We start from the raw sequence: 19,424 nt of genomic DNA, 5'->3' as shown, positions 1-19,424 counted from the left end.
ATGGATAATGTAAGCTCAAGCATATTAACTTTTAATGAATTAACCGAACTAAATCTTAGCATACCTGATTATCAACGCCCTTATGTATGGGAATTAAAGCAGGTTAAAAAATTAATTGAAAGTATAAATAAAGATGAAAAATTACTTGGTTCAATCGTGTTATATAAAAATAATGACACCTATGAAATAATAGACGGACAACAAAGACTAACCACTATAAAACTTATTTTAAAGGCTTTAGATAAAAATAATAAGTTTTTAGAAAATGCTAAATATTATCATCAAATATCACACATAAAAATTAAGCAAAATTACGAATACATTCAAAAATACTTAAAACAAAATAATAACTTTTATGATAAATTAAAAAATACTAATTTTATTTGTATTAGCACGAATGATATAAAAAGAGCTTTTGTGTTTTTTGATAATATCAATACTAAGGGCAAAAAGCTAGAAAATTATGACTTAATCAAAGCATATTGGGTATTAAATACCAATAATGATTTAATTAATTACTATGTTAAAAAATATAATGATTTTATTGAAGATGGGAAAAAGCACGAACACCCTACATATAATGGAGTAATTTATAATAATTATTTTCAATATTTTTTAAAAAATATAGCTATGATTAGGGGGTCTATGCGTGAATATAATAAAAACTATCAAGATATTAATATCATAGATGAATATTGTAAAATCACTCCTTTTAGTGCTGGATTAAATATAAATAATATAAATGCAAGTTTTACTAATGGGGTTAGCTTTTTTGCTTGGGTAAAAAAGCACTATGAAAATACAAAATTAATAGCAAAAAGTGATTTTATAAGTAAATTCCAAAAACTATATGTAAATAATAATTTATATCACTATACTATTTTTGTTTTGATTATATATCTTGATAAATTCCCTGATGGTGATTTTAATAAAATAGCTAGAATGATAGTTAGGATTACTTATTATAGAGCTATTAATAATGATACAAAATATTCTTATCAATCTTTAATCCAAGATTGCAAATATATAATCCAAATCATTTTAAGCTCAAATATAGAAGAAGAATTAGTTTATAGATTAAATGATTTAATAGCTCATTATCCTTACAAACAATGTATTAAACAACTTGAATTTTTAGAGCAAGAATTTAAAAATTATGGTATTTTAGGAGCTTCTTATGAATAGCAAAATCATTAAAATAAGCGAAATAAATCAAAGCATTGTAATACCGATTTATCAAAGGTTATATGAATGGGATAAAGAGCAAATTAAAATGCTTTTAGATGATATTTTAAATGCAAACGAAGAATATTTCATAGGCACAATTACAACTAGCTTAAAAAATAATGAATTAATAATAATTGACGGGCAACAAAGGCTTAGCACTATATTTTTCTTATGTGCTTATATGTGCTATGAAAATAACAAAATGCAAAAAGCTGAAGGGGAATTTGCAAATGCTTTTAATTTTGCGTATTTAGAAAATGAATGTAGATTTAAAATGCCTTTAAGAGAAGATATAACAGATGCTATTTGGAATTATGATTTTCATAATTTAGGCGAGAATATAGACAATGCTTTTAATACTTTTGAAGAGTATTTTAAAGACAATGATAAGTCAAAATTAAACGAAAACCTTTTTAAAAATATAAAAATTAATTTAGTAATTTTAGATGATAATTTAGGCGAATATTTTTTAACTATGAATAGCAATTTAATTCAATTAAATCCAAGTGATATTTTAAAATCATATTTACTAAATCTCTTAAAAGATGATGATAAATATTTTTATTATTCAAATATTTTAAATGAATGTATGCAAATGGATAAAATAGCTGATTTTAATACAGAATACAAAGCTCTTAGTATAGATGATATTTTAAATACCAAAAATCATGAAAATAATATAAAAATATACGAAAGCCTTATTGATTACCCTACTTTTGTTTTATATGTTTTTAAGATTTTATTTCCAAATAATATAGAAATTAACAAAAACAAATTCTTAGAAAATACTTGGAATAAAATAGAGCAAACAAAAGAAAACGCCATAAAAATAATAAATGCTTTAAAAGAATATAGAATTATTTTTGATAGAAGAAGTGTTAGAAAAACTCACGAAGATTATAAGCTTTTAGGAGATTTAAAGGATGCTAAGCTTGAATTGTTTTTAAATTATTTAAGAGTAGCTAGAAATCCTAGTGAATATTTAGAAACTTTACTAACTTGTAAAAGTGATGAAGATTTATTTAAAGAGCTAAAAAACCTAGATGATAATCTAGCAAAAAACGACAATCTTGATGATTTAAATTATAATCATCAAAATATTGTTTATTGGTTACAACGCTATGAATACTATCTAATGCAAGATGTTGATTTTAAAAACAACTATAAAAATTACATTGCAAATTACCGCTTTAGAGATATTAATTCAGTTGAGCATATTTACCCACAAAGCAAAAGTAAAATTGATGACTTAGGCAATTTAGCCGTAATAAGTGATAGTGAAAATTCACAATTTAGCGATAAAGATTTTAATAAAAAGAAAAATATTTTTCAAAATTTCATAAATGAAAAAATAATAATTAGTCTAAAATTATTAGAAGTCTATTCTAAAAATAGCTGGGATTTAGAAGAAATTAATGCCTATCATAAAAAAATGCTAGATATTTTAAATAATTCCTTTTAAGCTAAATACAAAATTATTTAAAATTCCATAAAAAATATTAAGAATTTAAAATAGATTTTGTGTTTAAAAAGTCTTTAGATAAAACGACTAAAATAGCCCTAAAGGATAAATTATGGATTTTACACATTTACATTTACATACAGAATATTCGCTTTTAGATGGCGCAAATAAAATTGATGAATTAGCAAAAAGATTAAAAGAGTTAAATTTTAAATCTTGTGCAATAACTGATCACGGGGTTATGTTTGGAGCAATTCATTTTTATAAAAGTATGAAAAAGCACGGAATTAAGCCTATTATTGGATTTGAAGGCTATTTGCACGATGATGATGATTTAAGTAGCACTGCAACCAATCGCCGTTGGCATATATGTTTATTTGCTAAAAATCAAAAAGGCTATGAAAACCTTATGTATCTTACTTCAAGAGCTCATATAGATGGTTTTTATTATCGCCCTAGAATTAATAAAAAATTATTAAAAGAATATAGCGAAGGTATAATCTGTAGCTCTGCTTGTCTTGCAGGTGAGATTAATTGGCATTTAAATGATAAAGAAGTTCGTCGCAATGGAAAAACAAATGCTGATATGGGTGCTAAAGGCTATGAAGGTGCAAAAGCAGCCGCACTTTGGTATAAAGAAGTTTTTAAAGATGATTTTTATCTTGAAATTATGAGAATGGGTATAAATTCTCAATTAAATATAGATACAAATATACTTAAATTAGGAAGAGAATTAGGCATAAAAGTAATAGCTACAAACGATTCACATTATACTTATAAAGATAGAGCTCAAGCTCAAAATATCTTTATGGCAATTAGCACAGGAGATATTGTAGGGGTTGATCCTGAAAGTGATGAAGCCAAAAAAGACAATGGCTTAAGACATACAATGAGTGAAATCTATGTAAAAAGCGCTGAAGAAATGCACGAATTATTCCTTGATGTGCCTGAAGTTGTGCAAAATACTCAAGAAATAGTTGATAAATGCAATTTAGAGCTAAACTTAGGAAACCCTACTCCACCAAATTTTAAATTCGCTCTTGAATATGCTGAAAAAATTGGCTTAGAATTGCCTAGTCAAGATATGTTTAGCTTTAGCAATGATGATGTATTGTTTGAAAGGCTTTGTTGGGACGGGCTTAATAAGCGTTTAGTATATATTGATGAGAGTAAACACGAAACCTATAAAGAGCGTTTAAGAACTGAAATCAACATTATTAAAAATATGCGTTTTAGTGGTTATATGCTAATCGTTCATGATTTTATAAAAGCTGCTAAGGATATGGGTATTCCTGTTGGACCTGGTAGGGGCTCTGCCGCAGGTTCATTGGTATCGTTTTGTTTAGAAATAACTGACCTTGACCCACTTCCTTATAATCTACTTTTTGAGCGTTTTTTAAATCCTGAGCGTGTATCTATGCCTGATATTGATGTGGATTTTTGTCAAAATAGGCGTGAAGAAGTAATTGATTATGTTGTAAAAAAATATGGTCGCTATAACGTAGCTCAAGTAATTACCTTTGGTAAATTACTTGCAAAAGGTGTTATTCGTGATGTTGCAAGGGTTTGTGATTTACGCATAAAAGATGCTGATACTTTAGCAAAATTAGTCCCTGATGAGCTAAAAATCACTCTAAAAGATGCTTACGAAAAAAACCCTGATATTAAGGCTTTCATTGAAGATTTAGACAATCGTGCAGAGTATAAAAATATAGTTTGCCACCCTGATGACGTAAGGGGCAAAAGCAAAATCGGAACTAGAGTTTGGGAGTATTCATTAGCACTTGAAGGACTTAATAGAAACGCAGGAATGCACGCTGCTGGAGTGGTGATTTCAAACGAAGAATTATGGAAAAAAACCCCATTGTTTAAACAACCAAAATCAGACGCATTAGTAACTCAATATATGAAAGATTATCTTGAAGATGTTGATTTGATTAAGTTTGACTTCTTAGGACTTAAAACTTTAACCGTTATTGATAATGCTATAAAACTCATTAAGAAACGCCATAATATAGATATAGACTGGAACAAAATTGATGTAAATGATAAAGGCGTTTATGATTTAATTCAAACAGGAAATACTCTTGGGATTTTCCAAATAGAAAGCTCGGGAATGCAGGATTTAAATGCTAGGCTTAAGCCAACTTGCTTTGAAGACTTAATCGCTGTTTTAGCACTTTATCGCCCAGGGCCACTTGATAGTGGAATGGTTGATGATTTTATAGATATTAAGCACGGAAGAAAACCAGCTGTATATGCTTTCCCTGAATTAAAGCCTATTTTAGAGCCAACTTATGGGGTTATTGTATATCAAGAGCAAGTTATGCAAGTAGTTCAAACCATTGGTGGATTTAGCTTAGGTGGAGCTGATTTGGTTCGTCGTGCTATGGGTAAGAAAAAGCTTGAAGAAATGGTGAAATTAAAAGGAGAATACCTAGAAGGTGCTATAAAACAAGGCTTTGATGAGAAAAAGGCTGATGATTTATGGGAGCTTATTTTAAAATTTGCTGAATACGGCTTTAACAAATCTCACTCAGCAGCCTATGCTCTAGTAGCCTTTCAGACTGCTTATCTTAAAAAATATTATGAAACAGAATTTATGGCAGCATTACTAACTAGCGAAGAAGGAAAAGTTGAAAAAATTGAAAAATATAAAGATGAGCTAGATAGATTAGGAATAGAGCTTTTACCACCTAATATAAACGATGGCACAAGGGAATTTAACGTTACTATAAAAGATGGAAAAGCTGCTATTGTCTATGGGCTTGGCTCAATTAAGAGCTTTGGAATTCCTAGTGCTGAAGGACTTGCAAAAGCTAGAGCAGATAAGCCATTTAGCGATATGAAAGACTTTATTGCAAGGGCTGATGCTGCTTATATGAATAAAAAAGGCTTAGAAGCTTTAGCTAAGACGGGTTGTTTTGAATGTATTGGGATTAATAGAAAAAGTGCTTTAAATGCAATTGATTATATTATTAATGAGTTTAAAGCAAAAAAAGAGCATGATAAAAGATTGCAAGAGAGTTTATTCTCTCAATTTGAAACAGAATATCATAGTAGTATTGATATTACAAACCAAGAAGAATTTAGCGTAGCAGAATTAGCCGAGTTTGATAAAGAATATTTAGGAATATATCTTGGCTCACACCCGCTAGATGAGTTTAAAAAAGAAATTAAATCAATTGAGCATTATAAAAGTAGTGATTTTGAGAATTTAGATGATGGGGAATATCAAGCATTTTGCTTAGGAATTATTGAAGAAGTTGATTTTAAACAAAGCAAAAGCGGTAAAAGCTATGCAAATATTAAAGCGCTTGATTATTATTCAAATTTTAATATTTTATGTTTTAACCCTGATTTAATAGATGTTTTAGCATCAAAATATAAAGCAATGAACCTAGCAGCTCAAGATGTAAAAACCAAAAAATCTCTTTACGCATTTATTTTAAATCTTAAAAGAGATAATGCAAAAAATACTTTATTTTTAAATAATTTAATAGAAGTAAATGCTAGTGAAATAGGTGTAAATACTGATGATAAAAACGCTCTTGGATATGAAGTGTTTAGTAAAAAGGGTGGTAAGAAAATTAAGGGCGATATTAAAAGATTTTCTCATCTAACTCAAAATATTGAATACTTAAAAAGTAGCGATTTTAACAAGGCTGATTATGGAGATTACAATGCTTTTTGCTTAGGAATAGTAACTGAAGCAGAATTTAAAGTAAGCAAAAAAAATAAAGCCTTTGCTAAGCTTAAAGTGGTTGATGAAGGTGGAGAATTTGATATTTTATGCTTTAATGATGAAGTGTATAAAAAGCTAGAAAATGAGTTTTTTAGTAAAGAAAAAGAAGAGAATTTATATGGATTTGAAGTTAGTTTAAGAGCTGATGAGAATGGAGTTGGGGTATTTATTGATGATTTTTTCTTAATTACTAACGAGCTTATAAAAGAGCCAAGTGAGAATAAAAACTCATTAGGTTATGTGGTATTTGAAAAACGAATAGCAAAACCAAGAAGGCAGTATTCTAAAGAAAATAAAGAAGAATTTACACAAAGTCCAAAAGCTTTTGAAGGAGAATTTATACAAATTGATTTATTAAATATCAGTGCAGAGATTTTGCAAGAAATCACAAGATTGATTAAAGAGAATTTAAGTCAAAATGTAAGTGCAAAAGAAATTGTTTTAGAATTTTTAGATGATTCTTGCGTGAATAAATATTCAAGAAGATTTGGTTTAAATAATGAAGCTATAGAGAAAATAAAGGAATTATCAAAAATTAGCTAAAAAATTGATATTTAAATTCTAGTGGATAAAGAATTTATAAAATAAATTATAAGACTTTATCCACTAAATAATCTTTTAATTTTATAACTAACTTAGATAAAAGTAAAAGAATTTAAAACATAGATTTTTAATAAGTCCTTATTAAGTATAAAATGCTAGTTAAGTAATACAAAATAAGTTGTATAAATTTTACAAAAGCTTTAGAATTAGGCGTTTGCTAGTATTTTTTAAAGTTAGATAAGACTTAAAGCTTTCAAAACTAAAATAGATTTTTCTTACAGGGTTTAAACTGATTAGCTAAGTGTAAGCTCTCATAAAGCAAACCTATTAGCTAGAATAAATATCTTTAAAACCTTTGCTTGTTATGATTTTTATAAAAAAGCAATACACAAAAATACCTAAAAGAATACGAAAATCAAATTCTAAACAAAATAATAAATGCTTAAAATAATAATTAAAATAACAAATTAGTATAATTTACTTCCAAAAAGAAGATATATTGAAAAAGTTATTGTGTTTTATACTTTTAAGCATTTGCATTATCGGTTGTTCTAAAACAAATATGCTAGAAAAAATCAAATGCGATCAAGATGATTACATTGCTTGCGTTCTCTTAGGTTATAATTATAAAGATAATTATGGTTATCAAAAGGCTGCACAACTAGCTACAAAAGCTTGTAATGATGAAGATTTTGAAGCTTGCTATCATTTAGGAGTTTTATATGAAAACGCACAAGGAGTAGAGCAAGATTATACTAAAGCATTTAATCTTTATAAAAAATCTTGCGAAGGTGGGTTTATTTATAGTTGTAATAATTTAGCTGGTTTATATGTTAGCGGAAATGGCACAAAACAAGACTATGCAAAAGCAGTAAAGCTTTATACTAAAACTTGTAGTGATGAGTATGCTGTTAGCTGTTATAATTTGGGATTTTTATATAATGTTGGAGTGGGTGTAAAGCAAGATTATACAAAAGCAATTCAATTTTATACAAAAGCTTGCGATAAAAACTATGCGAGTGCTTGTAGTAATTTAGGAACTTTATACCAAAAAGGTGAAGGTGAAAAACAAGATTTTGTTAAGGCTGTAATATTCTATCATAAAGCTTGTGAGAAAAATAATGCAATAGGTTGTATCAATTTAGGGTTTATGTATTTTAAAGGACAAGGTATAAAACAAGATACTCAAATAGCTAAACATTTTTTCAATAAAGCTTGTGATTTAGGCAACAATATAGGTTGTGAGAATGCTATGCAACTTAAATAAATATATTTAATTATTTTTAACTAAAAAATCTATATAAAAATAGTGATTTAATGTAATTGCTATATATAAATTTAACTAAAATAAGAGATTAAAAAACTTTTTTCAAGTGAAAATGTCTAGATAATGCTACAAGATATAAATAGAATTAAATAAGAGTTTTCGTTTCTAGCAAATCTAAAGGCTATGACATTCAAGAATTTGTAATGCGAGATTTTAATGATTATGTATATATAATTGCAGAAAAAAATAATTAAATTTAAAGGGAAATTATGAAAGCAGCAGTTTTAAATAATTTTAAAAGTGATTTAGAAATAAAAGAAATTGATATTCCAAAAATAACAGATGATGAAGTTTTAATTAAAGTAACTTATGCAGCCGTAAATCCACTAGATAATCTTATAAAAGATGGCGCACTAAATATAATAACTCCTTATAAATTACCACTAATTTTAGGCAATGAATTAGTAGGAGTTATAACTAGCATAGGTAAAAATGTAAAAAAATTTAAAGTTGGGGATAGAGTTTATGCAATGTGTGAAAAAGCATTTGCTGAATATGTAGCGATAAATCATAAGTATATAGCAAAAGTGCCTGAATATTTAAAAGATGATGAAGCAGCTTGCGTGCCACTAGCCTCTTTAACATTTTTACAAGCTATTAAAATAATGAATGCTAAAAATGAAAACTCAATATTTATTTCTGGAGCTAGTGGGAGTTTTGGAAATCTTGCTTTGCCACTTGCAAAAGAGTTTAAAATATATGCTAGCGGAAATGCTAATTTTAAGCAAAAAGCCTTAGAATTAGGCGTTTGCGAGTATTTTACAAAAAGCGATGATTATACAAAAATTAAAGTAGATTTTGTAATAGATTGCATTGGTGGAAATGAAACTTTTAAGCAGTTTAAAATCCTAAATAAAGGCGGAAAGCTAGTATCTTTAAAGGGTATGCCTGATATAAAATTTGCTAAAAGCTTGAAGCTTTCAAAACTAAAGCAGATTTTATTTTATTTTGCAGGACTTAAGCTAAACAATGCCGCTAAAAAAGTAGGCTGTGAGTATCATTTTATGTTTGTTAATAAAAACGGCGAAGAGCTTAAGCAAATATCTTCTATGCTAGATAATATAAAATACCGCCCATCAGTCGGTGAGATTTTTAGCCTAAATGATATAAACCAAGCTTTAAAAAGTGTAAAAAATAACAATAAAATCGGTAAGGTTTTAATTAGACTTTAGGAGGTTTTATGGCAAGTAGTAGACGCAGCAAAAACACTTCACAATTTTCAATAATTAGTATAAAATTATGATTAAATTATTTTAATTTAATATAATTATTGTCAAAGAATATAATTTAAGGAAATTTGTTATGATTATTTGTGGGATAGATTTTGATTTAATAGATAGTATAGAACAAATTACGATTGCAGATAGTTTTGTTAAAGGCGGAAATAAAATAGGTACAGGTCATGGCGAAGCAAAGCTTTATGTCGGGCAAATAACAGATAATAGAACACAAGAATTTTTTAATCTAAATCCACAAAATAAGCCTATTAAATGTTTTATATTAAAAGACGACCTTTATAGATATCTACTAGATACTAAAATAGAATATCAACATCCTACGCAAAATTATCAATCAGCTAGTCTTATGCCTATGCTTTGGCAAAAAAGATTGGAAAATCTTTCATCAAAAAACAATGTGCTCGAATTTGAACTAATAAATACAAACGTCACTCCGCCTAGAATTTATTTAAATACCCCAAATACAAATGATGAGAATTATAATTTAATAAGAGAATTTGCTTTGCCAAATTTAAGCTATTTGTCTTGTCTAAAATTACGAGATAAAAGAACTTATCAAATTTATTTTTATTTTAGAATTTTTGCAGACCTTAGCTATTTATCAAATAACACCTTAATGGAAAACGAAATTATTGAAAATCCAATTATGGCTAAAAATATCAGAGATGGTCAAGCAAAATACAGACAAATTTTATTGCTTGAGTGTCCATTTTGCCCTGTAACAATGGTAAACTATGATAGATTGTTAATCGCAAGTCATATTAAACCTTATGCCCATTGTAACGATTATGAAAAATATGACCCCAAGAATGGACTTATGCTCACTCCAACCATTGATAAGTTGTTTGATAAAGGCTTTATTACATTTAACATAAATAAACAAATTGTGTTAAGCCCGTGGTTATCAAAACACACTTTCAGGTGCTTAAATTTAACAGAAGGGACTATATATCCTAATTTGCCTTTTGATGAAAAAAGAATTGCTTATATACAATATCATAATCAATCTGTTTTCAAAGCTTGAAAAATTTGTTCTAAGATTTTAACAAGAATATTAACTACAATTGAGTTACCAGCTTGTTTATACATTTGTGTATCGCTTACAACAATTTTAAAACTATCATCAAAACCCATTAAACGCAAACATTCTCTTGGGGTTAATTTGCGAATTCTTCCAGCATGAGTAACATAATTATCAACCCCAGCTCTATGCATTTTATGCATTGTGTTTAAAAGTGGTCTTGCAATGTTTAAATCAGTTTTTGTGCTAGTTTTAAAATTTTTTGTGCCACCTGCTAGAACATAATCTTTTACTTTGTCGCTTAAATAATACTTCTCTTCTACATTTCTTATATCAAATATAAACTCATCAGGCTCTAAGGCTGTTTCAAAAACAAAATCTCCGTGCCAGTTATATTGTTGATTTGCTTTTTGACAAAGTGCTATTTTACCATTAATTTGGGTGTATTTTTTAAGACGATTTTTGGAGCTTGTAACAAATTTAATACCTTTTTCTTTTAGGTAATATTTACTATCTGTAAAATCTTGTAAAAAATCTTGCATAGTGCTTGTAAGCTCTATTGGTTTTGGAAAATTAAATTTAACATTATCTTTAAAACCAACCACGAAAATTCGTTCTCTGTTTTGTGGAATTCCATAATCTTTTGAGTTTAAAATTTGAGAATAAATTGTATACCCTAAATCTTTAAAAGTTTCTTGCACTATTTGCCATGTTTTGCCTTCGTCGTGATTTGTTAATCCTTTTACATTTTCATAGATAAAAACTTTTGGTTTACATTCTTTTATCACTCTTGCATAATCATAAAACAAAGTGCCACGAGTATCTTCAAAACCTTTACGGTTACCAACAATAGAAAAGCTTTGACAGGGACTACCACCCGCTAAAATATCTATTTGTCCTTCAAAAGGTGTGGCGTCAAATTTAGCAATATCGGTATGCCAGCTACTTTCATTTATATCATAATTTGCAAAGTAACTTTGTTTTACAAAATCATCTATGTCGCCAGCAAATTTTATTGTATGATTAATGTTTAATTTTTTTAATGCCATTTCAAAAGCACCTATCCCACTAAATGTGGATGCTACTTTTAAATTGTTCATATATTATATTTCCTTGTAATTTCTTATTGTGTTAAGTATATCAAATATTTTAAAATAACCCTCATGCTCAATGGCTCGTTTTGCTTTTATATAATTCTTTATAAGTAATATTGCTAAAATAATTTTCAATCTTCTTAATTGTTGTAATTATATACAGTTTTTCTTAAGCTTGTGCATACATTGTTTGTTTAAAAACTATCTATATATTAATAAAAAATATTATACACTCAATTACATATTTTTAATAATATAAAATATTTATATTGTAGCTTAAAGAAAAATATAACAGCGTGGTATTTTCTGCTTTTTTAATAAAATAGTAATACTATAATACTAAGAGATGAAAGAATTGTTATAATATTTGTAATTTAAATCAATGACATATTAAAATGTTAATAAAAAATGGCGAAGAGCTTAATCAAATATCTTCTATGCTAGATAATATAAAATACCGCCCATCAGTCGGTGAGATTTTTAGCCTAAATGATATAAACCAAGCTTTAAAAAGTGTAAAAAATAACAATAAAATCGGTAAGGTTTTGATTAATTTAAATAATTAGAACGCTTATAAAATATCTTTCTAATTTAAATTCTAAGAATTTAAATTAGACTAATTATATTTATATTTTAGTTAAAAAACTCAGGGTGTTTGTCTTTTAATAAAGCCATAGTTTCTAAAATAAGCTCAAAATCATCTTCACTCTTAGCTTCATCAATTAGCTCAAGATAAGTAAATGCAGCCTTTTCTAGGCAATTTTTCTTAACTCCTGCATAATACAAAGCAGCTTTATGCATTAGAGCAATCTCATACATTAAATCTTCAATTTCTTCATTTTTCATTAAATTTCTCCAAATAAGTTTTAGTTTGTTCGTAAATCTTAGAATATACACTACTATCTTTATAGCTTGTAAATATCCCGCCACTAGCATTTGCGTGACCGCCACCATTAAAAGCCGTTTTTGCAAATAAGCTAACATCAATTTTATTATTAGCCCTAAGAGAGATTTTCTTGCCAGGATTAATTTCTAAAAAGAAATCATATTCAGGATTTTTTACTAAAAAATCATTTCCTATAACGCTAACATTTCCTATATCATAGACTAATAAGCCTTTTTTATCTTTATAATAAATCGTATAATCTTGCTTATTTTCGCTTAAAATCCTTACTAAATAATCGCTTATTAAATTACACAAAGTATCGTTTTTGTCATTTTTAAAAAACTCTTTTTTAATACTATGAGTTGCATCTTCTAAAGCAATATTTGGATTTTCAAGATGAAAATATTCTCTAGCTTTGTTTAATAAAAAGAACATATAAGCGTGATTTTGCTTAGCAAACATAGTTCTATTTATCTCCTTACTGCTAGCAATTATTTGCATTAATATTTTGCCTAATTCAAAATATTTGCTATCACTTAGCCAAATATCAATGCTATTTATAATATCTACCATTAGGCTTAGCTCTTTATTTTCTCCAAAAATTTTACTAAAAAAATCATAAGTAATCTTAGTAGCACACCTTGAACTATCTAAAAAATACCAAGGATATTTTTCCATACAAGCTTTGCCTGTTTGATGATGGTCAAGCAATAATAATTTTGCGTGATTTAGCCTTGCAACCCTAGAAGTAAATTCTTCGCAAACACTTTCAATAGGATTTACATCAGTTATTAAAATAAGAGCAAATTCATCAGGATTTGCTTCTACTTTTATCATAATTTCTTCAAATTTTTCTTCAATTTCTTTGCCATAATTAGAATTATAAAATTCACAATCCTTAAAATAATTAGCTACCACATATTGGCAACCATATCCATCTAAATCAGTGTGGCTTAGGTGATATATTTTCATTATTTTCCTTTCTAAATTGCTGCATCAACATTACCTATATTATCAAAATCAGCGTTATTTGCAATCTCGCTATAAGCAAGAACAACAACTTGTTTTAATCCAAATCTTTCACAAATCTCTTTTATCTTTCTTCTAAGACTAGGTTCTACTAATAATATAAAAGTATTTGAATGCATATTATAATGCTCTTTTACTTTATCGCTAATTGCTGTATATAAAGCGTGGGTTTGCTCTGTATTGATTGCTAGGGTTGTTGTGCCGTTCTTATTAGTTACTAGCATTTCCAATAAACGCCTATTTACTTGCATTGATAGTGCATAAAATTGTAATTTGTTATTATCATCTAAATACATATTAGTAATTACTCTATTAAGACTAGCTCTTACATGATCTGTTATTGTATCAATATCTTGAGTATAAGGCACTAAATCAGATATTGTTTCTAATATACTTATCATATCTTTTATTGGAATTTGCTCTTTTAATAATTCTTTTAATACCTTTTGTATAAGACCTATTGAAGTGATTTTCAATACTTCTTCAACCAACACACTTTGAGTAAGCTTTAATCTATCTAATAAAGAATTTACTTCTTGCCTTGTTAAAAGCTCGGCTGCGTGCTCTTTAACCAATTCACTTAAATGCGTGCTAATTACTGCACCAGGATGAACCACTACATAACCACTCATTGTAGCTTTATTTTTTTCACTTGGGTCAATCCAAATAGCTTTTGAACCAAAAGCAGGTTCTATTACTTCTATTCCTTCTATTTCATCGGTTTCATCAAAACCATTATCAATTGCTAAAAATTTATCAGGATATATGATATTTTTTGCAATTGAAATTCCTTTAATTCTAAAATCATATTCATTAGGGTCTAACTGAATATTATCAATTATTCTAATATCTTGCATTAAAAAGCCTAGATTTTTAGCTATTGTTTGACGCATTGTTGGAATTCTATCTATTAAATCACTTTCAGCAACTTTTACTAAAGAATATCCGATTTGTAATTCAAGCATTTCAAGATTTAAGCTTTCTTCGTTTTTCTTTTTACGCTCTGCTGCAATTTCAGCTTCACTTTTTCTAGGTGGTGTTGTGCTTTGAGCTGGTGCTGCTCCACTTGTGTTTGGTTGTTGAGCTGCTCCTTTTTGCTTTGGCTTAGGACTTAATAAATCTTCATCTTTAGTCTTCATAAGTAAAAAGCCAAGCCCACCAAATACAAAAGCCATAAAACCTAGTGAAATAGTAGGAAGACCAGGAACTAAAGCAAATACGAACAAAATAAACCCAACTATAAATAAGGTTTTATAATCTCCAAATAATTGCTCTAAAGATTTTTCAGCAAATGGTTTTTCTTCTTTGCTTGCACGAGTAATAATTATAGCTGTTGCTGTTGAAGTGATTAATCCTGGGATTTGAGATACAAGTCCATCTCCTATAGTTAAAATAGTATAACTAGAAGCAGCAGCATTTAATTCTAAATCGTGCTGAAACATACCTATTAAAAGTCCGCCAACTATATTAATAATAGTGATGATTATACCTGCAACTGCATCACCTTTAATAAATTTAGAAGAACCATCCATAGCTCCATAAAAGTTCGCTTCGCCTATTATTTCTTGACGCCTTTCTCTAGCTTGCTCTTCAGTAATAAGCCCTGCATTTAAATCAGCATCAATTGCCATTTGTTTTCCTGGCATTGCATCTAGCGTAAATCTAGCTTGAACTTCACTAACACGAGTTGAACCCTTTGTAACAACCATAAAATTAATTAATACTAAGATACAAAATACAACAACCCCTATTACATAATTTCCGCCTACAACAAATTCTCCAAAACTAGCAATTATATCACTAACTGCAGCAGGACCTTCATGCCCTTTGCTTAAAATCATTCTAGTGGTTGCGATATTAAGGCTTAGTCTAAAAAGAGTGATTATTAAAATTAATGTTGGAAAAGTAGTCAAATCAGTCGGTTTTGGAATATACATAGCTATTAAAATCATCAAAACCGATATAGCAATACTAAGTGCTAAGCAAAAATCAAGTATTCCAGATGGTAAAGGAACGATAATAATTGCTAAAATAGCAACTATTAAACCTACCATAGAAAGACTTTTAAATTTTACAAGTGGCTCTAAATAAGGAGCTACTAGGCTTAGCATAGTATTTTTTTGTTTTGCCATTATTTTAAAATCTGCTCTAAGGTAATATCAGTTAAAAAAGAATTTATTTTATCTTGTAAGTTGGTAATTATAGGATATATTTTACAAGTATCGTGCCTATTACTAGGACACTTATCATCTCCTGTGCATTCAAAAACTAAAGGCTCTTTTTTTTCAGCAGATATTATGACATCTTTTATATTTATTAAATTTGGTTCTTTTGCCAGAATAAAACCACCATTAATACCTTTATAAGATTTTAAAATATGCGCTCTTGCTAAATTTTGTAATATTTTTGCTAAAAAGCTTCTTGGTATATTTAATTCACTTGCTAAAGTATCTACATCTATTGGACTTTTATGTTTTGCAATGTAAATTAAACTAATTAAAGCATATTCACTAGCTCTTGTAAATAACATTGTTTTCCTTAAAATATTTTTATTTAAATCTTAACTTTTTTTATTTAATACATAGACTAAGCAATAATCATTCTTGATTAGGAGTTTAAAAAATATTTATTTTATACTAAAATTAAAAAGGAATTTAAACTCAAAAATGAGTTTAAATTCTTAAAAATTATAAAGAATACACGCTTAATGATATTTCTTCTAAAGCCTTTAAATAAGCTTTTGCAATATCAAGATTTGTAAAGCTTGCAACCTTACTCTCACTTGCTGCGCGTCTTATTTTAAATCCATCACTAAGGCTATTTTTTGCATCTCTTGGAGTATTAATTACTAATGTAATTTCTCCATTAACAATTTTTGAAATTATGTCATCTTCATCGCCTAATTTATTAACACTAATTGCATTAATTCCGTGATTATTAAAATAAATTGCTGTATTTTTAGTAGCTAAGATTTTATAACCTAAGTTCATAAATCCACGAGCAAGCTCAAGTGAATCAGCCTTATTTTTATCATCAATACTAAATAATACTCCGCCAAACTCTTCTATTCTAACGCCACTTGCAACAAGACCTTTGTAAAGTGCTTTGTTTGCACTTGTGCTAGTTCCCATAACTTCTCCAGTGCTTTTCATCTCAGGCCCTAAAACTGTATCCACTAAAGATAATTTTGAGAAGCTAAATACAGGAACTTTTACATAATACATTCCTTGTATTTCTTCAAATTCTTTAGTAATTCCTTGCTCTTTTAAGCTTATTCCTAAAGCAGCTTTTAAAGCTATATTTGCTAGGTTTTTATTAATTACTTTACTTAAAAACGGCAATGTTCTTGAAGCTCTTGGATTTACTTCTAATACATAAAGTTTATTTTCAAAATATACAAATTGTATATTTAAAAGCCCTTTGATTTTTAAAGCAAGTGCAAGTTTTTTAGTGTAATTAATAATTTCTTCTTTTACCTCATCACTTATACTAACACTAGGAGTTATTGCTGTGCTATCTCCACTATGCACACCTGCTCTTTCAATATGCTCTAAAATACTTGGTATATAAACATTTTCTCCATCACAAATAGCATCTACTTCAAGCTCTTTGCCACATAAATATTTATCAATTAATATAGGTTTATCAAGGCTTACTTCTGTTGCTTCTTGCATATATTTTTTAAGTTCTTCATCGTTAAATACAACTTGCATAGCTCTACCACCTAAAACAAACGATGGACGAACTAATACAGGATAGCCTATTAAATTAGCATTTTTGATAGCTTCATCAACGCTAATTGCGGTAATTCCTTTAGGCTGATTTAAGCCTAAATCACTCATTAATTTTTCAAATAATTTTCTATCTTCAGCAGTATTTATGCTATCTAAACTTGTGCCTAAAATCTTAACTCCATTTGCTTCTAAAAACTCAGCTAAATTAATAGCAGTTTGACCACCAAAACTAACAATTACTCCTAAAGGTTTTTCAATATTAATAATTTCTAAAACTTCTTCATTACTTAAAGGTTCAAAATAAAGCTTATTAGCCACGCTATAATCAGTTGATAATGTTTCAGGATTGTTATTAATTATTATTGCTTCATAGCCCATTTCTTTAATAGCCCAAATAGCATGCACGCTAGAATAATCAAACTCAATTCCTTGACCAATTCTAATAGGACCACTTCCTAAAACTATGATTTTTTGCTTATTGCTAATTTCATTTGTGTCTTTAAATTCTTTATTATAAGTTGAATAAAAACTTGGAATTAGATTTTTATAATCCATCGGCTGAACGCATTTATAAATAGGTCTTATATTGTTTTTAGCTCTTAGTTCATACACTTCTTTTTGCTTGCATTCCCAACGATGTGCGATAATTTTATCAGCTAGTCCTATTTGCTTAGCTTTTATAAGTGCTTGAATATCAAATTTTTTCTCTTTTAATTCGTGTTCTGTATCAATGATTTGCTTAAATGTGTCTATAAATAATCTTTGCATTTTAGTAAGATTCATAATCTCATCAACACTAATTCCACGCCTTAAAGCTTCTCCTATGAAAAATATTCTTTCATCTCCAGCTTTAATTAAACGCTTTTTGATTTTTTCATCTGTATATGTTTCGCCGTTTTTAAGACCTAGATGACAAATTCCATATTCAAGTGATTTAATAGCTTTTAAAATACTTTCAGCTAGGCTAGTTCCTAAGCCCATTACTTCACCCGTTGCTTTCATTTGAGTGCCTAAATAACGATTAGCATCTTTAAACTTATCAAATGCAAATCTAGGAGCTTTAGTAACTATATAATCAAGATTTGGTTTATACTCAAGATAGCTTAAGCCACTTGCTTCGTTTTTAATCTCATCTAAAGTTTTGCCTATTGCGATTTTTGCTGCGATTTTTGCTATAGGAAATGAAGTTGCTTTGCTAGCTAAAGCACTTGAGCGTGAAACTCTAGGGTTTACTTCAATAATAAAATATTCTTTTGTAATTGGGTTTAAAGCTATTTGAACATTACAACCACCTTCAATTTTTAATGCTCTTATTAATTTAATAGCAACATCTATCATTTGTTGTTTGATTTTTGGCTCAAGTGTTTGAGTTGGTGCAACAACCAATGAATCACCTGTATGAATTCCAACAGGGTCAATATTTTCCATATCGCAAATTAATATAGCATTATCAGCTCTATCTCTTATAACTTCATATTCAAGTTCTATAAATCCTGCTATTGATTTTTCAATTAAACATTGTCTAGTAGGAGAATAAATTAAGCCTTCGCTAGCTATTTTTTTAAGTTCAGCTTCATTTTCACAAATTCCGCCGCCAGTTCCACCCATAGTAAATGCTGGACGAACAACAACAGGATAACCACATTCATTAGCAAAAGAAATTGCACTCTTTGTATTATTTACAATAACACTTGGTGGAACAGGTTCATTTAATTCATTCATTAATGCTCTAAATAATTCTCTATCTTCAGCCTTATTAATAGTATCTAAGCTAGAACCTAATACCTTTATATTATATTCTTTTAAAATCCCTGCTTTATCTAATTCTATTGCCATATTTAAAGCAACTTGTCCGCCTAAGGTAGCTAAGATTGCATCAGGGCGAGTTTTTTTAATAACCTTTGTTACAAATTCTAAAGTAATTGGCTCTATATAAATCTCATCAGCAATATTTTTATCAGTCATAATAGTAGCTGGGTTTGAATTGATTAATATTACATATTTACCTTCTTCTTTAAGAGATAAACAAGCTTGAGTTCCTGCATAATCAAACTCTGCTGCTTGACCAATTATAATAGGACCACTTCCTATAACTAAAATTTTATTTACATCTTGCAT

The 19,424-nt window shown here is 28.3% G+C and carries 13 protein-coding genes; 7 read left to right on the top strand and 6 right to left on the bottom strand.

Going from position 1 to position 19,424, the window contains the following annotated elements; translation table 11 throughout:
• The 6 genes from AVBRAN9333_RS00490 (at position 1) to AVBRAN9333_RS00465 (ending at position 10,566) form a co-directional block, all read left to right on the top strand.
• A complete protein-coding gene (locus tag AVBRAN9333_RS00490) occupies positions 1 to 1,185 on the top strand; it encodes a DUF262 domain-containing protein (RefSeq protein WP_336609240.1) in 1,185 nt (394 codons plus the stop codon).
• Complete coding sequence (locus tag AVBRAN9333_RS00485) at positions 1,178 to 2,689, top strand: DUF262 domain-containing protein (protein ID WP_336609239.1); 1,512 nt, start codon at positions 1,178 to 1,180, stop codon at positions 2,687 to 2,689. Before AVBRAN9333_RS00490 ends, AVBRAN9333_RS00485 begins: the two co-directional genes overlap by 8 nt.
• 109 nt (positions 2,690 to 2,798) lie before the next feature.
• Positions 2,799 to 6,977 carry a DNA polymerase III subunit alpha gene (dnaE, locus tag AVBRAN9333_RS00480; RefSeq protein WP_442862213.1) on the top strand — a complete coding sequence of 1,393 codons (4,179 nt, stop codon included), beginning with the start codon at positions 2,799 to 2,801 and terminating at the stop codon, positions 6,975 to 6,977.
• Positions 6,978 to 7,476: 499 nt separating this feature from the next.
• Positions 7,477 to 8,244, top strand: a complete 768-nt coding sequence (locus AVBRAN9333_RS00475; RefSeq protein ID WP_239802732.1) for a tetratricopeptide repeat protein — start codon at positions 7,477 to 7,479, stop codon at positions 8,242 to 8,244.
• A 269-nt stretch (positions 8,245 to 8,513) separates the two neighbouring features.
• Positions 8,514 to 9,476, top strand: coding sequence for an NADP-dependent oxidoreductase (locus AVBRAN9333_RS00470; RefSeq protein WP_336609238.1), 963 nt, complete (start codon positions 8,514 to 8,516; stop codon positions 9,474 to 9,476).
• A 130-nt stretch (positions 9,477 to 9,606) separates the two neighbouring features.
• Complete coding sequence (locus AVBRAN9333_RS00465) at positions 9,607 to 10,566, top strand: HNH endonuclease signature motif containing protein (RefSeq protein ID WP_239802734.1); 960 nt, start codon at positions 9,607 to 9,609, stop codon at positions 10,564 to 10,566.
• Here the strand turns inward: AVBRAN9333_RS00465 and AVBRAN9333_RS00460 are convergent.
• Positions 10,545 to 11,663 (bottom strand): DNA cytosine methyltransferase, encoded by a 1,119-nt coding sequence (locus AVBRAN9333_RS00460; protein WP_239802735.1) that lies wholly within the window; start codon positions 11,661 to 11,663, stop codon positions 10,545 to 10,547. The two genes, AVBRAN9333_RS00465 and AVBRAN9333_RS00460, sit on opposite strands and share 22 nt — an antisense overlap.
• A 389-nt stretch (positions 11,664 to 12,052) precedes the next feature.
• Between AVBRAN9333_RS00460 and AVBRAN9333_RS00455 the strand changes: the two genes are divergently transcribed.
• Positions 12,053 to 12,223, top strand: a complete 171-nt coding sequence (locus tag AVBRAN9333_RS00455) for a zinc-binding dehydrogenase (protein WP_336609237.1) — start codon at positions 12,053 to 12,055, stop codon at positions 12,221 to 12,223.
• A gap of 67 nt (positions 12,224 to 12,290) precedes the next feature.
• Here the strand turns inward: AVBRAN9333_RS00455 and AVBRAN9333_RS00450 are convergent, their stop codons facing one another.
• The 5 genes from AVBRAN9333_RS00450 to carB form a co-directional block, all read right to left on the bottom strand.
• A complete protein-coding gene (locus tag AVBRAN9333_RS00450; RefSeq protein WP_214116664.1) occupies positions 12,291 to 12,503 on the bottom strand; it encodes a hypothetical protein in 213 nt (70 codons plus the stop codon).
• The gene (locus tag AVBRAN9333_RS00445) at positions 12,493 to 13,515 is read right to left on the bottom strand and encodes a DHH family phosphoesterase (RefSeq protein ID WP_214116662.1); all 1,023 of its coding nucleotides are present in this window, start codon (positions 13,513 to 13,515) and stop codon (positions 12,493 to 12,495) included. The genes AVBRAN9333_RS00450 and AVBRAN9333_RS00445 overlap by 11 nt, the downstream gene beginning before the upstream one ends.
• 11 nt (positions 13,516 to 13,526) lie before the next feature.
• The gene (gene flhA, locus AVBRAN9333_RS00440) at positions 13,527 to 15,704 is read right to left on the bottom strand and encodes a flagellar biosynthesis protein FlhA (protein ID WP_214116660.1); all 2,178 of its coding nucleotides are present in this window, start codon (positions 15,702 to 15,704) and stop codon (positions 13,527 to 13,529) included.
• A complete protein-coding gene (locus tag AVBRAN9333_RS00435; protein WP_214116657.1) occupies positions 15,704 to 16,102 on the bottom strand; it encodes an Rrf2 family transcriptional regulator in 399 nt (132 codons plus the stop codon). Before AVBRAN9333_RS00435 ends, flhA begins: the two co-directional genes overlap by 1 nt.
• Positions 16,103 to 16,259: 157 nt before the next feature.
• Complete coding sequence (gene carB / locus AVBRAN9333_RS00430) at positions 16,260 to 19,424, bottom strand: carbamoyl-phosphate synthase large subunit (protein ID WP_336609236.1); 3,165 nt, start codon at positions 19,422 to 19,424, stop codon at positions 16,260 to 16,262.

The sequence above is a fragment of the Campylobacter sp. RM9333 genome (genome assembly GCF_020137705.1).
Classification (GTDB): domain Bacteria; phylum Campylobacterota; class Campylobacteria; order Campylobacterales; family Campylobacteraceae; genus Campylobacter_E.
This window is presented reverse-complemented; position numbering and strand designations above follow the sequence as displayed.